This is a genomic window from Emticicia fontis (assembly GCF_054779675.1).
In genome coordinates this window covers 68,344-89,913 of the sequence record NZ_BAAGXU010000011.1, presented here as the reverse complement: position 1 = coordinate 89,913, position 21,570 = coordinate 68,344, and the positions used below count along the sequence as shown (strand labels likewise).

13 protein-coding genes are annotated in these 21,570 nt (G+C 38.6%); 5 read left to right on the top strand and 8 right to left on the bottom strand.

Features of this window, described 5'->3' with window-relative positions:
* The first annotated feature begins 112 nt into the window (after positions 1–112).
* The gene (locus tag ACYVFA_RS06815) at positions 113–1,384 is read left to right on the top strand and encodes a metal-dependent hydrolase family protein (protein WP_460471062.1); all 1,272 of its coding nucleotides are present in this window, start codon (positions 113–115) and stop codon (positions 1,382–1,384) included.
* A gap of 57 nt (positions 1,385–1,441) precedes the next feature.
* On the opposite strand, the gene ACYVFA_RS06810 is transcribed toward ACYVFA_RS06815, so the two are convergent.
* Positions 1,442–4,237, bottom strand: coding sequence for a helix-turn-helix and ligand-binding sensor domain-containing protein (locus ACYVFA_RS06810; protein WP_460471061.1), 2,796 nt, complete (start codon positions 4,235–4,237; stop codon positions 1,442–1,444).
* 356 nt (positions 4,238–4,593) lie between these two features.
* Between ACYVFA_RS06810 and ACYVFA_RS06805 the strand changes: the two genes are divergently transcribed.
* The 4 genes from ACYVFA_RS06805 to ACYVFA_RS06790 all read left to right on the top strand — a co-directional run bounded on the left by ACYVFA_RS06805 (position 4,594) and on the right by ACYVFA_RS06790 (position 11,883).
* Positions 4,594–7,605 (top strand): SusC/RagA family TonB-linked outer membrane protein, encoded by a 3,012-nt coding sequence (locus ACYVFA_RS06805; RefSeq protein ID WP_460471060.1) that lies wholly within the window; start codon positions 4,594–4,596, stop codon positions 7,603–7,605.
* A gap of 36 nt (positions 7,606–7,641) precedes the next feature.
* Entirely contained in the window at positions 7,642–9,174 is a 1,533-nt protein-coding gene (locus tag ACYVFA_RS06800; protein ID WP_460471059.1) for a RagB/SusD family nutrient uptake outer membrane protein, read from the top strand.
* 77 nt (positions 9,175–9,251) lie between these two features.
* Positions 9,252–10,157 carry a LamG-like jellyroll fold domain-containing protein gene (locus tag ACYVFA_RS06795; RefSeq protein ID WP_460471058.1) on the top strand — a complete coding sequence of 302 codons (906 nt, stop codon included), beginning with the start codon at positions 9,252–9,254 and terminating at the stop codon, positions 10,155–10,157.
* 85 nt (positions 10,158–10,242) lie between these two features.
* A complete protein-coding gene (locus ACYVFA_RS06790) occupies positions 10,243–11,883 on the top strand; it encodes a glucoamylase family protein (RefSeq protein ID WP_460471057.1) in 1,641 nt (546 codons plus the stop codon).
* A 227-nt stretch (positions 11,884–12,110) separates the two neighbouring features.
* On the opposite strand, the gene ACYVFA_RS06785 is transcribed toward ACYVFA_RS06790, so the two are convergent.
* From ACYVFA_RS06785 to ACYVFA_RS06755, 7 genes are all read right to left on the bottom strand, one after another.
* Entirely contained in the window at positions 12,111–12,884 is a 774-nt protein-coding gene (locus tag ACYVFA_RS06785; protein WP_460471056.1) for a cupin domain-containing protein, read from the bottom strand.
* A gap of 105 nt (positions 12,885–12,989) precedes the next feature.
* Positions 12,990–14,747, bottom strand: coding sequence for a glycoside hydrolase family 9 protein (locus ACYVFA_RS06780; protein WP_460471055.1), 1,758 nt, complete (start codon positions 14,745–14,747; stop codon positions 12,990–12,992).
* A 111-nt stretch (positions 14,748–14,858) separates the two neighbouring features.
* Positions 14,859–15,266, bottom strand: a complete 408-nt coding sequence (locus ACYVFA_RS06775) for a Dabb family protein (RefSeq protein WP_460471054.1) — start codon at positions 15,264–15,266, stop codon at positions 14,859–14,861.
* A gap of 59 nt (positions 15,267–15,325) precedes the next feature.
* A complete protein-coding gene (locus ACYVFA_RS06770; RefSeq protein ID WP_460471053.1) occupies positions 15,326–17,206 on the bottom strand; it encodes a glycoside hydrolase family 44 protein in 1,881 nt (626 codons plus the stop codon).
* Positions 17,207–17,270: 64 nt separating this feature from the next.
* The gene (gene mgrA, locus ACYVFA_RS06765) at positions 17,271–18,263 is read right to left on the bottom strand and encodes an aldo-keto reductase family protein (RefSeq protein WP_460471052.1); all 993 of its coding nucleotides are present in this window, start codon (positions 18,261–18,263) and stop codon (positions 17,271–17,273) included.
* A gap of 17 nt (positions 18,264–18,280) precedes the next feature.
* The gene (locus tag ACYVFA_RS06760; protein ID WP_460471051.1) at positions 18,281–20,239 is read right to left on the bottom strand and encodes a sialate O-acetylesterase; all 1,959 of its coding nucleotides are present in this window, start codon (positions 20,237–20,239) and stop codon (positions 18,281–18,283) included.
* Positions 20,240–20,304: 65 nt separating this feature from the next.
* Complete coding sequence (locus ACYVFA_RS06755) at positions 20,305–21,480, bottom strand: AGE family epimerase/isomerase (RefSeq protein ID WP_460471050.1); 1,176 nt, start codon at positions 21,478–21,480, stop codon at positions 20,305–20,307.
* Positions 21,481–21,570 lie beyond the last annotated feature (90 nt).

Below are 21,570 nucleotides of genomic sequence, written 5' to 3'. Positions count from 1 at the left end.
TATTAGAGTTTTACCGTAAAATTGAGATTAAATCATTGTAATGTATAAATTGCAAAAATTATGCCGATGCAGGTAAAAATATCAGAATTAAACCCGATTAATAATTGCATGTATGAAGAATATTCTTTCTATTTTATTTAGCGTTTTACTAGTAAATGTTTTCGCCCAGGAGAAAACCACCGCTATCAAAGCAGGAAAACTATTTGATAGCGAAAAAGGGATTTTCCTAGATAATCAGGTAATACTAATTAAAGACAACCTGATAACTGAGGTAGGAGGCAATGTGAAAATCCCTGCCAATGCACAGGTGATAGATTTAAGCAAAAAAACGGTGCTACCTGGCTTAATAGACTGCCATACACACATTATTTTCCAACCCGAGAACTATATGGAAGATTTATTCCGTAAGTCTCCGATTGATGTAGCTGTTACAGCCCATATTTATGCCAAACGTACACTACAAGCAGGTTTTACCACCTGTCGTGATGTGGGCGCCAGCGAGTTCATTGATATATCTCTACGCAATGCCATTAATTCTGGTAAAGTAGAAGGACCAAGACTATATGTAGCCGGGTTTTTCATTGGCGCAACCGGAAGCCATGGCGATTTAACAGGTTTCTCACCCTACGTCCATTTTCAACAGGAATCTGGTGTGGCTGACGGAGTAGATGGTGTGAGAAAGATGGTTCGTAAAAATATCAAATATGGTGCTGATTTAATCAAGTTTGGAGCCACCGCCGGAGTTTTAACAGAAGAAGAATCTGTTGGCGCACCTCAATACTCACAAGAAGAAATGAATGCCATTGTAGAAGAGGCCAGATTGTGGGGCAAAAAAGTAGCGGCTCATGCACATGGTGCTGAGGGTATCAATATGGCAGTAAAAGCAGGTGTGGCCTCTATAGAACACGGAAGTTTTCTGAATGATGAAGGTATTCGCTTGATGAAAGAAAAAGGAACCTACCTGGTAGCTGATATTTATAATGATGATTATATTTTGTCGGAGTATTCAAAAATGGGTGTTCCACAAAAAATCATTGATAAAGAGAAGCTTGTAGGTAGAACTCAAAGAGAAAACTTTCAAAAAGCAATTAAAGCGGGCGTAAAAGTAGCTTATGGTACAGATTCAGGCGTATATCCTCACGGCGATAATGCCAAACAATTCTTTTACATGGTAAAATATGGTCTTACACCCATTCAGGCCATTCAGGCAGCAACAATCAATGCCGCTGATTTGATAGGCATTAAAGATAAAACAGGTTCAATTGCAGTAGGAAAATGGGCAGACATTATAGCTGTAGACGGAGACCCGCAACAAGATGTAACCCTGATTGAAAAGAAACTGTCTTTTGTGATGAAAGATGGTAAAGTTTATAAGAATCAATAGGAACTTAATAAACAAAAATGCCTGCCCCAATTACTAAGGGCAGGCATTTTTGTTTAGCTAAAACGCCCCAATCAACCATTCCACTAAATTCTCCTCAGTTTCCAGATTCAGTTTTTTCCTGAGTCTATATCGCTTCAATTCAACACTGCGGTAGGTTATATTTAATAATTGCGCAATTTCTTTAGACGATAGATTCATGCGTAGATAAGCAGAAAGTCTTAAATCTCCGGGAGATAAATCAGGATAACGTTCCAGTAATTTCTTAAAAAACTCTTCATGCACCCGATTAAAGTTCTGTTCAAACACCTGCCAATCATGCCCGGAGGATATATTATTATCAATCAACTTAATGATATGATTCAGCGAACCAGCCTTTGAATGTTCTTCCAATTCCTGACTTTCTGCTTTTAATTGTTGCAGCAATTCATTCTTTTTAATCAACTGCATGGTCGAATTGGCCAACTCTTCCGACTTTCGGATTATATCCTGTTCTAACTGTTCATTTCTAAGTGTAATAATCTCCTGTTTACTTTTTTCCTGCTGACGTTTTAGTTCCTCTTCTTTTTCCTGTACCAATTTCTGATTTTGTTCCTTCAATCTTTTCAGGTGTAGTTTATACAAATAATAAGAGATACCCATAAAGAATATCAGATATAAAGCTTTACTCCAGAGATTCCAATACCAGGGGTCAAGAATCACAAAGCGAAGCACCGTTTCTGCGTCGCTGGTATTGGTACGCAAATGCAGTATATAAGAGCCCGGAGATAAATTATTAAATTCTTTTTCATAATTCTCCGAAAACTCCGACCAGCGAATCATATTATTTTCCAGCCAATAACTGAATTTAACAGATGACGAATAATCGGTAGAGCTGAAAGTAAATTGTAGCGTATTCTGATTATACTTAAATTCTAAATCCTGTCTGGTGTTATTTTCAGTGAAGTATCTCGTCAAATCAGACTGATTTTCAACTTTTACGCTTCGTATAACTGGTTTTTTCCCTTTTAACCCCAAAAGATTTGGAATACTATTGCGTTCCAGAATCGTAAATCCGTTTTCTTTACAAAAGAAAAAAGTACCTCCAAAGACCTTTAAATTTTCATAATCACTCACCCAAGTATCTTTTTTTAAAGGTAATTCTAACCAGACATTCTGAGCAGAGATGCTACCAAAAGCCCCATTTGTTTTCAGATACCATTCCTCTTTATCACTAATGGGAAATATCTTTTGAATATTGGTATAATCTTCGAGAGTTGCCACAGACTGAAAGGATTGACTTTTGTCGTTGTATTCCAAAATACCTCTATCACTTGTTACTACAATCTTATTGCGGATCTTTGTAAGGTTTTTGGGAACAAAAGCTTGACGGATAGCTTCCTGTTTATCAACCTTTCTTAAATCAGGAGAAAGTTTCAATTTAAAAATACCATTATTCAGGGTATTAATAAAAATTTCTCCTTTCTCATTTTCTTCTAACTGTTTAATAGGTGCTGAGAAATTATCAATCGTATGAGAGAAAACCCATTGGCCCGATGGATTCTTTTCATAAATACTGAGCTTGGTATAAGTACCTTGTATCAGGTGATTAGGGTAATTCTTCAATGATTTTATCACTAACCCACCGGTAATAGTAGAAATAGGAGTTGCCTTTAGATTATTGATTGTGAATGTGCCATTATTATGTCCGCAGAACAACTGGTTGTCAATCACTTCTAAATCCCAGGTCTGGCTTTGTGTATTTGGTACCAAACTAAACTGGCGATTACGATTATTTAAGGAGGTATAAAATACGCCATGATTGGTTGCCAGATATAAGGCATTCTGAAAAATGGCTGCATCGAAAACCGTCCCAAGTTCTCCTTCAATGTCTTCAAAATATTTGAACGGTGAACTTAAAGCAATCATCGCAATACCTTTATCTAATCCAAGCCATACATTGCCACTTTCATCAGCCTCGAGTGATAGAACCGTATTATTCTGCAAACCATTTTTCTGATTGAAATAGTTGATAATATTGCCTTGTGCATCTGTTATCACAACTCCATTCAGAATACTCCCAAAAACATATCCACCATTCTCTAACCTGACTCCGGCATTCAGTTGGTTTTGCTGAACAAATTGTTGCAATGGCTGATTAAAAACCTTGAAACCAGTACCATCATATTCATACAGACCTCTATTCGTACCCACCAGTAAACTCGAAGCATTAGTAGTAGGCAAGATAGTATGCACTGATTCATTTCTTAGAAATTCGCTGTTCTGAATGAAAACAAATTGGTTATTGATGATTTCATAAAGCCCTTTATCAAGCACTTCCAGAAAGTATCGCCCATTTACATCGAATGCAAAAAGAATATTGCCGGGAGCCTGCAGTTTCTTCACCGAATTATTCTGCAAAAGATACATATAAGCAAACGACTGAAAGATGATACCATTTGAAGTTTCAAGGATATGCCAGATTTCTTCCTGTCCAAAGGAACTCTCTTTAATAAGTGCCTTTAACGAATGATAAACCAATGAGCCATTTGCCGATTTTTCCCAATAACCAAATTCGCCTAAAGCCCCGGTATAAATTCTGCCGCTTTTATCACAAGTCACCGAACGTACTATTTGCTTCGCTGGTAATTCATAAGTCGTCCATTGTGTACCATCATATTCAAGCAATCCTTTTGAATTAGCAAAGTACATAAACTTATTGGTGAGATTTTGTGCTATCCCCCAGTTCTGCCGATGTGCTTTGTATGTCTGATGTGAGTAGTTAATTAAATCAGGTTGACATAAATCAGCCAGGCTTTGCGAATAAGATTCATTCCAAAGTAGCAGTAGTAATAATAACCGAAAGAAAAGGTTCAATTTTTTTAATAGCATCTATATGATGTACCAGATTTTTGTCATGATGTGGTAAAATTAACTAAAAAACGCAGAAAATAAGCAAAATGATGTAGTATTGATGTGGCGTTTTTTTAGGATAATGGTTTTAAAAAGCTGTACTTTGTGGCGGATAAATTAAATAAAATCTTTGTTTATTTCAATAAACTGGAATTTTTAAACATTAGTAGTTTATAGATAGTTAATTACTATTCTTCCGATGTTCGATGGTGAAACTCAGAGAATGATGTACTAGCTCAATCATTACTTTGGTTTTTTGTAGCGCTTATTATCTATTAAAAGACACAACAAAACAATTTCTTACATTCGTTATTTACCGTATGAATAAAATTTCTCTCATCAAATCTATGACAAGAGGCCTGAGTATTTTTCTTCTTTTATTCAGTTGTTCAATTGCTTTTGCCCAGACTAAAATAACAGGGAAGGTAATTGATCAAAAGTCGAAAGAGGGGATTCCCGGAGCTTCTGTCAGAATTAAAGATACTAATACCGGAGCCGTGGCAGACTTCGAAGGAAACTTTAGTATCAATGCATTGCCCAATGCCACATTGATTGTTTCTTTTATTGGGTACTCTAATAAAGAAGTAGCCGTAAACAATCAGACAACCTTAACTATCGGTCTTGAAGAAGCGACAAACGAATTGGAACAAGTGATAGTAGTAGGTTATGGTACACAGCGTAAGGTCGATGTAACCGGAGCCACCTCAAGTGTAAAAGGCGAAGATCTGGTTAAACAACCGGTAATGACCCCTACACAAGCCATTCAAGGTAAAGTTGCGGGGGTTCAGATTATCAGCAGTGGCCGTCCAGGTAGTTCTCCAAATATCCGCATTCGAGGTACTGGAACAGCTTTAGCTGGCACAGCCACACTCTTTGTAGTTGACGGAGTTTTGACTGATGATATCAGCAATATCAATACCGCTGATATTACCAATATTGACATTTTAAAAGATGCTTCAGCTACTGCCATCTATGGTTCACGTGGAGCAAACGGGGTAGTAATTATCACTACCAAGAAAGGCGTGTCAGGCAAAATGGCTGTCAATTATAATGTGCAGATGGGTATGCGGTCTGCCGCTAATCTGGTAAAAATGGCTAATGCCACAGAATATGCCAATTATGTAAGTGCAGCCAGTGGAAAAGTAATTCAGGCAGGTGATATTTCAACTGACTGGTACGGACAAATTTTGAGAAATGCGTTCATGCAGAATCATAATCTTTCTCTTTCTGGAGGTTCTGACAAATCAAAGCATTATCTGAGTTTAGGTTACTTAGGTGACGAAGGTATTGTAATCAAAAATAATTTCCGACGTTTTACGGCTCGTTTGAATGATGATTTTCAGTTACACGAAAAGTTAAAAGTGGGCATGGCTACGTCATTCTCTAATAGCCGCGATCAAAACGTAAATCTTAACTCTGCTTATAACAATGCTTACCGGGCGGCTCCAATCATTCCTGCAATGGTTGATGGCAAATATGGTAATACTTCTTTATACCAGAATGTTGGGAATGCAATATTGGATATTAATAATAATGACGATTATACTGTGCTAAATCGCCTGCAGTCATCGGCTTATCTGGAATTTAATCCGATAAAATCTCTGACATTCCGCAGTAGTATCGGTGGGGACTTAAACCTGAGAAATAGTCGCCTTTATAATTATCAGTTTAATAACGATGAAACCACGTTCATCCAGGCAGGTGGAAACCAACGTAACCCAAATAGTAACCTTAGTGTCACCAACGAGAATATTTTCAGATGGGTATGGGATAATACCTTGACTTATAATAAAACTTTCGGGAAACATACCATAAGTGCCATGGTTGGTACAACAGCCGAGCAATATACACAAAGTGTATTCTCTGCTTTCAGAAAAGATGTACCTCCATCTAAAAACCTTTGGTATATCAATACAGGGAATGCCAATACTTCTACGAATAGTGGAGAGGGGGATAAATGGTCCAGAAACTCATATATCGGTCGCTTGAATTATAATTTCAACGATAAATACCTTTTCACAGCTACGATGCGTGCTGATGGTAGTTCGAGATTTCCGGTATCAAATCGCTGGGGTTACTTCCCATCATTTGGCGCAGGCTGGGTATTAACAAATGAAGAGTTTTTGAAAGGACAATCTCTATTCCAGACTATTAAACTAAGAGCAAGCTGGGGACGCGTAGGTAACGACCGCATCAGTTCTGATGGTTATATCGTAACTGTTGAGCCAAACCTGGCTTATCCGTTTGGTGGCGGAGTAGCAACCATAGGCTCGGCTATTACACAAATAAAAGACCCGAATCTGAAATGGGAAACTACTGAAGAAGCTGACTTAGGATTAGAGTTTAGTGTAATGAATGGAAAACTACAAGGAGAATTTGGTTTCTACGATAAAAGATCAAAAGACTTATTGATTAATGTAAAAGTACCATCTGTGACAGGTGATAAGGACGGAGTGGTATTAACCAATGCCGCCTCTATCCGAAACACAGGTTTTGAAGCTGCCTTGAACTGGAGAGATAAGATTAACGAAGACATGAGTTACAGGATAGGGGGTAACATAACCTTTAACAAAAACTCTGTAATAGGGCTGAATGGTGGGCAACCAATTCTTGACGGAGGTATTGGTGGTTCGCAACAATATACTACCAAAACAGATAATAACCAACCTGTAGGAAGTTTCTATATATTACAGGTATTAGGGGTTTTCCAGTCGGATGATGAGATCAATGCTTATAAGGCTTCAAACGGAAAGGTAATTCAGCCGAGTGCTTCTCCGGGAGATTTCAAATATCAGGATACCAACGGTGATGGTAAAATAGACGATGAAGACCGTGTATTTGCAGGATCCTATCAACCTACCGCTTATTTCGGTATTAATCTGGGTTTTACATATAAAAACTTTGATTTGAGTGTAGACGGATATGGCAATTTTGGCAATAAAGTTTACAACGGTAAAAAAGCTTTCAGACAAGGAATGTACGATAATATTGAGGCATCAATGGCTTATGGACGTTGGTCTCGTGGAAGTGGAATTAATAACGAACCAGGTGGAAATGCCGGAAATTTACCAGCCTCAACTTACTTCATTGAGTCAGGTGATTTTATCCGTATCAATAATATTGCCCTTGGATACAACGTTTCTCCTGGTATACTAAGTAAGCTAAAAATTGCTTCTGTCAGGGTCTTTGTTACTGCACAAAACTATTTCACATTTAAAAAATATTCCGGATTTACTCCTGAACTACCGGGTGACCCCACAAAAGCAGGTATTGAGTTGAACGCATATCCAACTACTAAAACTTTAGCAGTTGGATTAAATGTTGGGTTTTAAGTTTCAAAAAACGGATTTTACTAAAGAATGAAATCGATGAAAAAACATATAATAAAAATAAGTCTTGGTTTGGTCGGCCTGTTCTGGACTACGTCTTGTAGCAGTGATTTCCTGGATGTGCCGCTTCAGGGAAAACCAACAGCAGACACAGACCCAAATCTGGTTCAGAATCTGGTGGTAGGGGTATACAATAGCCTTTTGACAGGTGAGTCATTTGGTGCAGAAGGAGATGTACATGGTTTCGCCTTTGTATCGGCGACCAATATTATGTCAGATGACGCTGAAAAAGGCAGTACAGCCATTGATCAACAACAGACGGCAGGGGTTTTGGACGACTTTACAGTTACTGCAACTAATTCTTTCGTGCAAGCGCTTTGGAGTGGTCATTATAACGGAATTGCGAAGGTAAACAATGCCTTGACAATTATAGAAAGTTCTAATCAGACTGATGCTATTAAGAAGAGTCTGAGTGGTGAAGTAAGATTTATTCGTGGATATTATTATTTCAATCTGGTCAGATGGTTTGGCGCTGTACCAAAAATCACCCGGGTACCAAAAGACGCTACTGATGCAAACAACGATCCTGTTTTCCAGACAAGAGCAAGTGTTGATGAAATTTATCAATTGATTATCGACGATTTACAGTTTAGTGCGGATAATCTGCCATTAAAAAGTCAGACTGGTGCAGGCAGAATTTCTAAAGGAACTGCACAAGCGATGCTTGCCAAGGTCTATATGTATCGCAAACAATGGCAGAAAGCCTATGATTTGTCTAAAGAAGTAATGAATTCAGGTCAATATGATTTATTGCCTGATTACTCAACAATCTGGCGTCAGGCAGGCGATAATAGCAGAGAAGATGTTTTTGAAGTACAGACAGGCCAATTTAATAATTCTGATTTTGGTATCAGCAATTATTCAATGTGCCAGGGGCCACGCGTGGGCGGTTTAGGTGGCTGGACAGACCTGGGCTGGGGTTTTGGTGGCCCTACTCCAAGTCTTGTAAGTGCCTATGAACCAGGTGATTTACGCATGAATTCTACCATTATTTTCATCGATAATAGTGGCAAGCATATCGGGACAAAGCTATTTGATGGCTTCCGTATTCCAAGTGCTGATTCGGTGCAGAATCTACGCTATAACTATAAGGCTTACCATTCAGAAAACAAAAACGTAGAAAGCTGGTTGGGTAATCGTGACAAAAAACAAAAAAATCTTCACTTGTTGCGATATGCCGAGGTATTATTGATTAATGCGGAAGCCGCCAACGAATTAGGCAAATCAGCCGAATCAATAGTAAATTTAAACAGATTGCGCCAACGTGCCGGATTAAAGCCCTTGACAGTAGGCTCACAAACACAGGTAAGAGAGGCTGTTTGGCAGGAACGCCACATTGAATTAGCAATGGAGCACGACCGATTCTTTGATTTGGTACGCACAGGCAGAGCAGCTCAGGTATTATCGGTGGCCAACAAAAACTTCAAAGCTGGAGTAAATGAATTATTACCGATTCCGGCCTTACAGATTGCTTTAAGCGGAGGAAAACTTACACAAAACAACGGATACTAGAAACCAAATGGAGCCGATGCGAGTTGGCTCCAACTCAACCTACAATTATTTACACATTTTAACAAATTTTTTTATTTATGAAGACGAGTAAAATTTCATTGGGAGTTTTGGCAGGCGTGCTGACTGCAGGTATTTTTTTCGCATCATGTTCAAAAGATGATACTCCAAGTTTGCCACCGATTGGCGGATACAACAGTGCTGATGAAGTTGGTTCTTCAAGCCTTGTAGCGTATTGGGGTTTTAATGGTGATAACAAAGAGGCAAAATCAGGCATAGCTCCTGAAAAAGTAGAGAATTCTTCATTTACGACTGGTATTAAAGGACAAGCAGCTAATCTGACTAATGGTTATATGCGTTATCCTGCTACCATTACAGCATTAAACAGTGCGAATGGATTTGCAAGTTTCACAGTTTCGGCTTGGGTAAATACTAAAAACAACGGTACATCAGCTTCAAGTATTTTTGCTTTAAACGAAACTACTACAGCAGCAAAAGACTGGGGTGGTCCGATTGAAGTAATGTTAGAGACGGCTTCTTACAAGCCAACAAGTGACACGCTGGTACTGAAAGGTGTAGTAGGACAATATTCTAGCGGAACAAGAGAAGGGCATGATAACCTGAATAACTATGGTGTAATCGGAACAGATTATAAAATTGTAAAAGGATCAGGTAAATGGACTCAAATCGTAGTGAAATATGATGCATCGGCTTCAACTATTGATATTTATGGCAATGGCGAAGTAGTTTCTAATAAAAACTTCAGAGTGAGAAAAGATGGCAAATTAGGTTCATTAGTTTTCCCGGCAACTAATTCAGTTTTGATCGGTGGTTTTGCTAATGCGACTACAGGATATCCTAATTCTCCTGCGCAAGTTTGGCAAACATTATTCAATGGCCAAATTGATGAAATCCGCGTGTTCAACAAAGCTCTTTCAGATGCAGACATCAGTGCATTGTATCAACTAGAATCAGCCGGAAGATAATTCATTAGCTGTTAACGCATACAACTCAAAGCACCTATCCTTGTGGGTGGGTGCTTTTTTATTAACTATTTTAAAAGAATACAACATGAAAATCTTCCATTTGGGTATTATTTTAATGATAATCCTGTTTTCATGCAAAACTCAGGGCATTGTTACTCCCGAACAGTTTTTCTATAAAACTGTATCAATTAACGGCAGTCAATCCTCAGGGTTGAACATGAATAACCTTAATCTTTTGCCCAAAGTCGATATTTCCTTTTCCGCTCCTTTAAACAAAGAATCCGCTCAGACAAATATCACTTTGCAGGAAAAAAACTCATCAGTTAAAGTACCACTAAACCTTTCATTTTCAAACCTTGACAGTTCGGTTAGTATTGTTCCGCAACAGCCTTTAAAAAGTATTACCCAATACAATTTAACGGTTAATCCGGAATTGGTCTCAAAAAATAATACCTCGTTTAACGCTTCTATCAGAGTGGGCATAACAACCCAGGTAGATACGACCGATAAATTCCCTCGTATCAGTGATGAGGAGTTGTTGACTCTGGTGCAAAAGCAGACTTTTAAATATTTCTGGGATTTCGGGCATCCTGTTTCTGGACTAGCTCGTGAACGAAATACTTCGGGCGATGTCGTTACCTCTGGTGGTTCCGGGTTTGGTATCATGACTATTCCTGTAGCGATTGAGCGCGGTTTTATTACACGCAAAGAGGGTTTAGACCGGATGTTGAAAATCACAGATTTTCTTAAAAATAAAACTAAAAGTTATCATGGAGTATTTCCGCACTGGTTAAATGGAGCTAACGGTGAAACGATTCCTTTTAGCCCTGATGATAATGGTGCCGATTTAGTTGAAACAGCTTATCTGATACAAGGATTATTGACTACTCGTCAATACTTCAATTTGGGTAACGCCGATGAAACTAAATTGAGAAAAGATATTAATGATTTATGGGAAGCAGTAGAATGGGACTGGTTTACGAAAGGTGGTGAAAAAGTATTATACTGGCATTGGTCGCCAACTGTTGCCTGGAAAATGAATCACCAGATTCGTGGCTGGAACGAATGTCTCATTACTTATTTCTTAGCAGCAGCCTCGCCAACACATCCTATTTCTAAAGAAGTATATGATAATGGTTGGGCTGATAACGGAAAAATGAAAAACGGAAAAACGTATTATGGAACCGTATTACCTCTGGGCTTTGAATACGGCGGGCCATTATTTTTCTCACATTATTCATTCTTAGGCTTAGACCCTCGTAATCTGAAAGATCAATATGCCAATTATTGGGAGCAAAATGTGGCGCATACCAAAGTTAATTATGGCTACTGTCTGGCTAATCCGAAAGGATATAATGGCTACAGTGCCAATTGCTGGGGCTTAACTGCCAGCGATACCAACACAGGTTATGCTGCACACTCACCAACCGAAGATTTAGGCGTGATTAGCCCAACGGCGGCTTTATCTGCCATGCCTTATACACCTAAAGAGTCAATGGCGGCTTTGCGTTTCTTCTATTATAAATTAGGAGATAAAATCTGGAAAAATTATGGTTTTGCAGATGCCTTTAATCTGACAAATATTTGGTTTGCCGATTCATTTCTGGCAATCGACCAGGGCCCGATTATCTGTATGATTGAAAACCATCGTACCGGATTACTCTGGAAATTATTTATGTCATCACCGGAAGTAAAAACCGGAAAGACAAAATTAGGTTTTGAATAATTAACCCGATATGAGCGTGTTTAAATATTATTTTTCTGACCGAAAAGTGCAGATTTTTCAGATAGACAAGGCACATTTTGCAGATTTAGCAGGCGCCTAAATCGAAAAAATGTAACGCAGTATAGCTGAAAAAGATGATTTTGAAGGTCGAATAATAATGTTTAAACATGCTCTTAAAAGTAGATTTGTTTCATACAGGCCTTTGGCATTGCCAAAGGCTCTGTTTTTTATTCAAACTGAAAGGCAAAATAAGTAACAGTACCTTTACTGATATTTCTAATGGCATGTGGCACGTTAGACTCTAAAAAGATAATATCGCCTATATCTGCCTTAATCCAGGTACCTGCAATATGCTCTTCTGCAATATTATCAATGGGTAATAGTATCTCAGCAGCCTTATGGGTATGAGGTGGGTGGCTTTCCATTCCTTCTTTTAAGGTTGTGACGTGCATTTCAAAACGATTGGCCATTGAAGTAGGTTTATCAAAAAATTTTCTGATACCTCCCTTGTCATGTGCCTGAAAAGCTACATCTTTCCAGTTAATCATGAAAGAGCCACCAGCTTGTTTTCCTCGTTCAACATTTTTAGGTTCTCTTGATTCATAACGCATTACATAATAAGTAGCATTCGTGTTTCCTTTGTTCTCAAACCCATGTTCTTCTCCGGAATTGATCAAAGCCACACTTCCTGTTCCCAGCGTTTGCTTTTTACCGGCAATCGTTACAGTTAATTCGCCTTCTTTAACAATAATCATTTCTTCTTCTTCATGTTGATGACCTGGGTGAGGTGATTGGTGAGGATAGACAGTAGTCGCATGAATCTTGATATGCTTAAATGCAACCGAGTTCCCTTCAACCAATGGCCTTTGCTCCATATTTTCTTTTTTGGTGACAGGAGCATCTGCCCAATGATAAATTTTTGCTTCGATAGGTTTAAGATTATCCTGACCTACACATAAGATTGTATAGCAGAAAAAGAACAGAAATAGAAACGGTTTCATAGGACATGATGGTTCAAGGTTGAATAATTTGATCAACGTACTGACTAATATACTACTCTTTGCAAGATAAACATTCAATCGCTCAATCGCTAAATTTTAACAATCTCAGAACTTCTTCTGCAAAGCCTCAATGGCTCCTGCCAGATATACCATGGGAGCATTCCAGTTAATAGCAATTTCATTAGAAGCATACGAACAAACATCATCAGTAAATGATTCGTCAGCAATTTTGGTTGTATAAGTGGTACATTTATCCTGCTGACCCGGATTTGGTCCGCCAGATAATAAACCTGGTACAGGGTCTACAATGACATCAGCTTCTGACGGGCGATGATGTGGATGCATAACCTGCTTCGACCCAATTCCGGTTAAAAATGAATACCCAACCGCATTTCTGCCTAGCAAATAATCTAAATTGCTTAATGCACCATTTAAATACTTTTTGTCAGAGGTAATTTGAAACGCCTGTAAAAGTGCAATTCCCTGATTGGCCGCATGAGAACTACTTCCCCACATATAATCTCTGGCAGTTTTGCCCATTACAGTATTATAAGCTTGTTGGTCAACTCCACTCAGAAGAATATCTGCAAAGTTAATAATCATCTTTTTCAAAGCTGGCAACGCAGCTTTACCTCTGGGGGTTAAAATTTTTTCGGAACGTATTAAACTATAATAACCAAGCATCCGAACCTGACTCCAGGTTGGCAATTGAGGGTTATTATCAGGAAATAAATCTGTCTGAAAAGAGTAAGCATTATCTTTTGTGCTAATCCACAATTCGGCACCTGCCCAGATCCATTCGTCAGCGCTATTTCTATCGCCGTATTCTCCTGTTACTACATCAGGGTCAAATTGTTTATTATTTTCATTTTGCTGATATAGTGATTTTGGATTAGCCTTTGCCCATTCCCAAGCCTTTTTTGCCGAGGTAAGGCAAGAATCAGCTAAACCCGGCAATTGTTTTTGATAAGCCCTGAAAATTCTGCTTGCCTGCGCCATAACGGCAGCAAAATCAAGCGTAGCTGTAATGCTTTTCTGAACTACATAGCGGGGCTTGACCGCTTTATCGGGCATGACCATCCCATCAAAAGAAGGATTAGTCAATTTATGATAAACGCCACCATCATTAGGGTCTTGCATGGTCAGCATCCATCTCAAATTCCAGAGCGATTCATCTAATATATCAGGGATACCATTCTGGCTTTCCGGAATATTGATTTCAAAGCTTTTGCAGTATTCAGGATAATCTTCGTACAACGAAAATAAAGTAGCCATTGTAATACCCGAATTGACGATGTACTTATTATAATCCCCGGCATCATACCAGCCTCTAGGTGAAGAAATTACAGTATTCTCAGGACGTTCTTTGCTCACAGCCGAGGGATGAATCAATACTTTATTATCAGGATGCCCAGCTGCTCTATGCCATTTTCCAGCATATTTTTCAGGCAAATCTGTTGAAACTCTTTGATAGTAAAATCCCTTTAAAGATGCTTTTGCGGCTTCTCTATGAATATCATTCTTAATCTCAAAAGGATAGGAGATACCTTTATCGGCAATAGAAATATAATATCTGCCGGGTTTCTGGAAGGCCGAAAAATCGACGATTTGTGTGTGTTTTTGAGAAATAGTATTGGTTCTTTGCTCAGATAATTTCCCTTTGAACACTATATCTTTTTTATTCTCCGCCAGAACTACAAAGTCAATTTCCTGATTACCTACCCAAACAGCTATTTTAGGTGCTTTCGGATAAAAGCCTGCCTGATTTAATCTGATATTTTCCGCCTGAGCAAATGCTTGCTGAACACAAAGTATTGCTGATAGAAAAAGTGTTAATTTTTTAAGGTTGAATAGTTGGTTCATGTGAGTATGGAGTTTAAAAATAATGCCACACTTGCTTTTGTTAATCAGAAAGTGTGGCGGTGATTTGTAGGGTCATTGAAACTTCACCCATTGCAATTTGCTTTGGTTTAATTATCTCTTTGGGCCTACTGAATCATAGACATTTACTTTTTCCCATAAATGTGAGTAGTCCTCAACAAATTTCAAATGAATTGGGTGTGTCTGATAGATTTCTTCCTCTTCTAAATTATCGAAGAAGCATAGCCATGATATTGAATAATCGCGAACAATTACGCTACGCGTTGTGCTTGCCGGAACGCCGATATGCACCATTCGGATAGTAGGTACTTTTGATAATTTTTCTAAGCCTTCCAATAATTTAGCCTTATCAGCTTCGCTTTTAGGGTTTTTCAGATAAAAATATACGTGATGCACAAATAATTCTTTGGCAGTTTTAGCCTCGGCCGTACCAATAATACCTGCCGCACCCGCGGCAAGGGCCGTATTTTTTACAAAGTTTCTACGTGATATTCCTTTCATTTGATTGCTTGATTTTATATTTGATATGCGAATAAAGTAAATAACTGTCAAAATGACAATTATTTCTGAACTACTATTTTCTTGACTACCACCTGATCTCCTTGAGTTAATCTTGCCAAATACATCTTTTCTATCAGACTGTGATTAATTTCAATAGACTTACTCCCCTTAGTAATAATACTCTCAAAAACTTTTCGTCCTTGCAAGTCAATCAGTTCAATTTTTTCAAATGCTCCGGTTTCCCATTCAATCGTTATTTTATCACTTGATGGATTAGGGAAAACTTTGATAGACAAATCTTCATCCATTTCTTTTCCTAAAATACTAAATGTTCCAACTTTACCTGACAATTGAATAGAAGTAACAGAAAAGGGCAGGAGAGAGGCAGTAAGTTTATTATCAGCAATAACCAGATTACTTTCTGTTAAAGCATTTTTAGTATTCGAGAAGAATGTTTCTGTAGTTGGTAAAGATTTTAAACTCAATGCTTTTATCTGCTGATTATTCAGAACAAAATTATCGAAACTCAGATTGACATTCTGAGCTGTGGTACCAGACCTATTAACTAAGACAATTGTAATAGAATCTTGTGCCGTATTGATACTCGGATAAGCAGAAACTAATGTTTCATTAGAAGATTCTCCTTTGATTGAGTTAGTTTTATTGTATTTGCTGAATAAATGAAGCGTTTCCCACATACCCGGTTTCCAATACCAGGGAGTAAATATTTCTATTCCATTTTTCATGAACTCACCAATGGTTGAGGCATACCAGACTGCCGTTACATTGGCATTATCTCCTTCAATTCCCATTTCGGTTAGCCCTAAAGTAATACCATGATTGGCACCTATATATTTAATGAGCCAATCATTGATTCTTCCAAAAATATACTCCTTATTTTGGCTATTATCCCAGGAACCATTGACATTTTTTACTCCATTCGCACCCGGATAAACATAATTTCTATCAAAGAATACCCGATGCAATTGCACAATTTCATCATTAACTTTGGTAGGAGGGTAAAAATGTATATCGAACACGTCAAGCAATTTTATTCCACTTGCTTTTTGTTCTTCCGCTACTCTTTTAATAAAATACTCCAGCCATGGGTAATTTCTGCCTTCATGATTAATAGTCGTAGGCCAGTTATACCATTGCCATTCATTGGCTGTTACCGGGCCAACTAATTTGATTTCAGGGTATATCTCACGTGCTTTTTTTGCAACGGCAAAATATTTCTGCATAAACTCTTCGGCTGAAATAGGCTTAGGAACCACATCATCATGCGAACCATTCCATATTTCCGCCTCATTGTCCATATTCCAGTAAATAATCTTGCTTTTATCTAAGCCAAGCCCTTTTGGCCCAAACCAATGTTCTAGAATCCCCGTCGTTGAATCAGCCGTCCATTTTTCCAGATATAGATTCGGATCTCCATCAGTTTTGGCTTTTGTTCCAGTGGGATTTAATACGCCATTTCCTGCCAGATTCTGATTTACTCCTTCCCACCAGGTTGAGCGATTATACTCCCAATCATTAAAATTAGCCTGATTGGTCTTGGCCGCCATGCCGATTAGTTGAAAAGCCCACATACCCTGTGCATTCGGAAAATTATTTTTGAGGTTTTTCGCTACATTATCCCAGTCATTCGTATACACATTATTATACCAATCAGGGTGGCTTGATAATTTCCTACGCCAATTATATTTAGTGCTATTATTGCCACCACTCTCCCGAAAGAATTTTACGCCAGCATCACGCAATCGGGTTAAATCTTCCGCTGATAATTGCTCATTCGGATTAGTGGAGGAAAAAGAATTATTTCTACCATAGAGATAGGGTGAAATAGGCTTCACCTCTTTAGTGGGGTCTATTTTGATACTGACCTGAGCATAAGCTGTCAGGCTTAATAGTGTAAATAGTATGGATAGTTTTTTCATGACTTTGAAAATCAATCATGCTATGCAAAGCTGCATAGCATGAAATGTTCGAAATTTATTCTTATTAACCCTTTAATATACTCTCTATCTTTTGAAGTTCATCATGCGTAAAATTCAGATTATCCAGACATTTTAATGAATCTTCCAGTTGAGAAACCCGGCTGGCACCAATCAGCACCGAAGTAACTCTATAATCTTTCAGCAACCAAGCCAGAGCCATTTGTGCCAGTGTCTGGTTTCTGTTTAATGCTATATCATTCAATTGAAGGATTTTAGCAATTACACTTTCACTTACCTGATTTTCCTGCAAGTGCCCATGCGTTTTGGCAGCTCTTGAATCTACCGGAATACCTTTCAGATATTTATCAGTTAATAGCCCTTGTGCTAATGGAGAAAAAGGAATACAACCTACGCCATTTTCACCCAGAACATCCATCAAGCCACCTTCTACCCAACGCTCAAACATAGAATATTTGGGTTGATGAATCAAACAAGGAGTGCCTAATTGTTTCAGAATCGCAATGGCTTTGGCAGCATCTTCTGCCTGATAGTTTGAGATACCCACATATAAAGCCTTGCCTTGTCGTACAATTAAATCCAATGCAGCCATCGTTTCTTCTAAAGGCGTATCAGGGTCTGGACGATGATGATAGAAAATGTCTACATAATCTAGCCCCATGCGTTTCAGACTTTGGTCGAGACTTGCCACCAGATATTTTTTAGAACCCCATTCGCCATAAGGCCCAGGCCACATCAGATAACCAGCTTTTGAAGAAATAATCAATTCATCGCGGTATTGGGCAAAATCTTTTTTCAGAATCACACCAAAATTCTCTTCTGCCGAACCAGGAGGTGGGCCATAATTATTGGCTAAATCAAAATGAGTAATGCCATTATCGAAGGCCGTGTGTAAAATAGCACGATAATTTTCGAAGACATCAACCCCTCCGAAATTATGCCAGAGACCCAAAGAAATAGCAGGTAGTTTAATACCACTTTTACCGCATCTGCGGTAAGTCATTTGTTCGTATCTATCAGGATTTGCTTCGTAACTCATAAAATCTTTTGTTATAACTATTCAAATTTCTTTCCAACTGTCAAGCCTTTCCAATCATCCGTGCGGAACGGGCTGGCAGGTAAACCATCTGAATTATATAAATTAATATCGTCTGGTGCGTCGGCCCAGCCGTATCTTACAGCAATAGGTTTGATACCTTTTGGATGATAAACCACTACTTTATCACCTACAATATCAGCTTTGGCATAGTAGAATGCCTTATCATCTCCGGCAATTTCAAAACCTTTCAGGTAGCCAAATTTGTCTTTAGCCATTAATCCTTTGCCTGTGTATTTGAAGGAAATAATCGCTTTGCCGTCCTCAAACTTAACTGATTCATACATTGGCCCAGATGGTAAAACATCCTGTCCATAGTCGGATTTTAGCGCATTTACAGCCAAACGGTGTCCAACATCCTGTTTATTAGTAGGATGAATATCTTTTGGATTACCAACATCAGTGGTTACGGCCATGCCCGTTTTAGGTAAACTTAAAGTCATGGTTTGAGCCTCTCTTAATTCTCCCCAATTACTACCCTGATTACTATTCTGGTAATCTCCATAGCTTGACAATTGAACGAAGTAGAAAGAAAAATCATCTTTCCACTGGTTACGCCAATCTTTGATCATTAATGGAAAACTCTTTCTGTATTGATAAGCTCTTCCGGCGTTACTTTCCCCTTGATACCAAAGTGCACCTCTGATGGCAAAAGGCACCAACGGGGCAATCATTGAATTGTAAATGGTTGTGCCCAGATTATTACTTGAATGTACGTACTCATGCTTATCAGCAAACGAAGGCATTATTTTCCACCCATTCGCAAGGCTGATTTTATCAGCTCCGGCACTTACGTATAAATCATCTGCTACACCCATTAATCCTAACCCATACCACGAAGGATTAACCATACCGCCAAATTTTATCATTAACTGGTTATTACCTACCCTCCAGGTATTAGCCGGAATACTGATTTTTCGGGTTCCTTTCTCAGTGCCTTCATAAACCAATTTCCCATTAATATAAATCTCGTTTTTAGCATCCTGAATACCTAGACCTAAAGTTGTCTCTTTATTTGCCATATCAGCAGGCATATCGATTGTGCGAGCCATGTATCCATTCCCGCGGAACATCCACACGCCTTTCCAGTCCCATTGGCCTAGTGGATTGCCGGCACTAAGCCATTTGGAGAAATCATAATTGGCCTCAAAATATTTCTTTTCATCTTCTGCTGATAGGTTAATACTTTCGCTACCCAATAAACTCTTTCTTGTTTTTGCATCATGAATCTTATCGGCATCAGCCCAATTGTCTGGCAAGCTTTGCGCATAAGATTTTAACTCATCATCGGTTAGCATCGCTTCCTTGCTAATCCAGCCTTCAATTTGCGATCCACCCCAGGATGAATGAAGCAAACCAACAGGAATATTGAGTTTTTGATATAATTCGCGGGCAAAGAAGAAACCTACAGCCGTAAAATTGCCAACAGTTTCAGAAGAACAGACTTTCCACTCACCTGATTTTAAATCAGCCTGGGGTGTCATCATCACTTCATGGTCTACAAAGAAATGTCTGATTTTAGGATAATCAGCATTCTGCTTTTCCTGAATATAATTGTTGGCCTGTGCTACCCGCCATTCCATATTAGATTGACCAGAGCATAACCAGACTTCCCCAATCAGAATATCATTGACCGTCATATTACCGGATTTGGCCGAGGCAGTCAATTGATAAGGCCCGCCTGCCTCCATAGCTGAGAATTTAACGATCCACTTGCCCGAAGCATCGGCTTTGGCAGATTGGGTCAGATTATTTAATGTTACTTTGACATTTTCATTAGGAGCAGCCCAACCCCATACCGGAATAGGTTTTTGTCGTTGAAGCACGACGTGGTCTGAAAACAGACGGGCTAGTTTTAATTGTGCGAATGCTGCTGAATGCAAAGCCAATAGCAGCATAACCGATAAACATCGTTTCATAGAGAGGTCGATTAAAGGAGGTTGAATAATTTTAAGATTTAAAATTATTACATTTTAGACAAAACTTACGATAATCTTCTGATAACTTCCATACAGGCACGGGCATTATGATAAGGGCATTTCCAGAAACCTGCTTTGTCCTGCTTTTTCATAGGTTGATTATTGCCATCTAAACCCCAATACCACTCACCACTTGGCGTAATCAATGATTTCTTGATGAAATCCCAACTTGCCAGCGAATAGTCTAAAAACTCTTTTTGTTTAGAAATTTCATAGGCATTCAGAAAACCTACCATTGCTTCTGCCTGTACCCACCAGTGTTTTTCTTTATTCAGGTGATGGGCATCCTGCTCGTTAAACATTCCTCCATCAGTATCTAAACCTTTTTCAGAAGCCCTGGCAATTTGAACGGCTAGTTTCTTGATTTCCGGCAATAGCTTTTTATCTCCTAAAACTTCTGCTGCTTCTACCAATAACCACGATGCCTCAATATCGTGCCCGAATGAAACGATATCTGATTTCACGGCCCAATCATCTGCAAAAAACAGATGTTGGGTATGGGTTTGTTTATCAACAATATGTTCTGTAAAATCCTTTAATAAACCTTTGATTTGCTTGGCCAGATGGTCGTTTTTCCAGACTCTATACAAATTTGTAAATGGCTCAATGATATGCAAGTGCGTATTCATCGATTTTTTCTGGTCTTCTTTTCCCTGCGTAATCACCTTGTCCTGCATGATTTTCCAGTCGGCCGAAGTCACCTCATAATACCCCCCGTGCTTTGGGTCAAAGGCAACGTGTTCCAGAATCTGGAATAGTTCAATGGCTTTATCCAAAGCATGTTTGTCATGAAATGCCCTGTAATACTCTGAAAAACCATAGAGCATAAAACCCTGCCCATAAATTTGCTTATACGTTTCTTTGGGATTTCCCTGATAATCAACTGACCAATAACCGCCACTATTTTTCTTATCCCAGAAATGTTCTAAAAGATAATCGTACGCACGCCTGGCGGTTTCTTTATAAACAGGTTTTGGTTGATGAATATAAGCAGCAGAGAAAGTCCACAAGATGCGGCTATTTAAAACCAGACCTTTGTCTGCATCTTTGATAATCTGATCATCAGCAGTGATTTTTCCATAGAAACCTCCATGTTCTTTATCGATGCTATGGTTTATCCAATAATTCAGAATATTGTCTAATTCTTTCTCAGCTTCGCTACGAAATGTTTTCAAATCCATTTTTGAAAAGAGATTTAACAGGTAAAGGGTTCGATATATGTAATTTTATAGAATATTGTTTGGTGGAGAACTTTACTAAAGTATTCGAGC

What these genes read in the sequence shown, in the direction of transcription:
- ACYVFA_RS06815 (WP_460471062.1), top strand. Translation starts at nt 113, where the DNA reads ATGAAGAATATTCTTTCTATTTTATTTAGCGTTTTACTAGTAAATGTT.
- ACYVFA_RS06805 (WP_460471060.1), top strand. Translation starts at nt 4,594, where the DNA reads ATGAATAAAATTTCTCTCATCAAATCTATGACAAGAGGCCTGAGTATT.
- ACYVFA_RS06800 (WP_460471059.1), top strand. Translation starts at nt 7,642, where the DNA reads ATGAAAAAACATATAATAAAAATAAGTCTTGGTTTGGTCGGCCTGTTC.
- ACYVFA_RS06795 (WP_460471058.1), top strand. Translation starts at nt 9,252, where the DNA reads ATGAAGACGAGTAAAATTTCATTGGGAGTTTTGGCAGGCGTGCTGACT.
- ACYVFA_RS06790 (WP_460471057.1), top strand. Translation starts at nt 10,243, where the DNA reads ATGAAAATCTTCCATTTGGGTATTATTTTAATGATAATCCTGTTTTCA.
- ACYVFA_RS06785 (WP_460471056.1), bottom strand. Translation starts at nt 12,884, where the DNA reads ATGAAACCGTTTCTATTTCTGTTCTTTTTCTGCTATACAATCTTATGT.
- ACYVFA_RS06780 (WP_460471055.1), bottom strand. Translation starts at nt 14,747, where the DNA reads ATGAACCAACTATTCAACCTTAAAAAATTAACACTTTTTCTATCAGCA.
- ACYVFA_RS06775 (WP_460471054.1), bottom strand. Translation starts at nt 15,266, where the DNA reads ATGAAAGGAATATCACGTAGAAACTTTGTAAAAAATACGGCCCTTGCC.
- ACYVFA_RS06770 (WP_460471053.1), bottom strand. Translation starts at nt 17,206, where the DNA reads ATGAAAAAACTATCCATACTATTTACACTATTAAGCCTGACAGCTTAT.
- mgrA (WP_460471052.1), bottom strand. Translation starts at nt 18,263, where the DNA reads ATGAGTTACGAAGCAAATCCTGATAGATACGAACAAATGACTTACCGC.
- ACYVFA_RS06760 (WP_460471051.1), bottom strand. Translation starts at nt 20,239, where the DNA reads ATGAAACGATGTTTATCGGTTATGCTGCTATTGGCTTTGCATTCAGCA.
- ACYVFA_RS06755 (WP_460471050.1), bottom strand. Translation starts at nt 21,480, where the DNA reads ATGGATTTGAAAACATTTCGTAGCGAAGCTGAGAAAGAATTAGACAAT.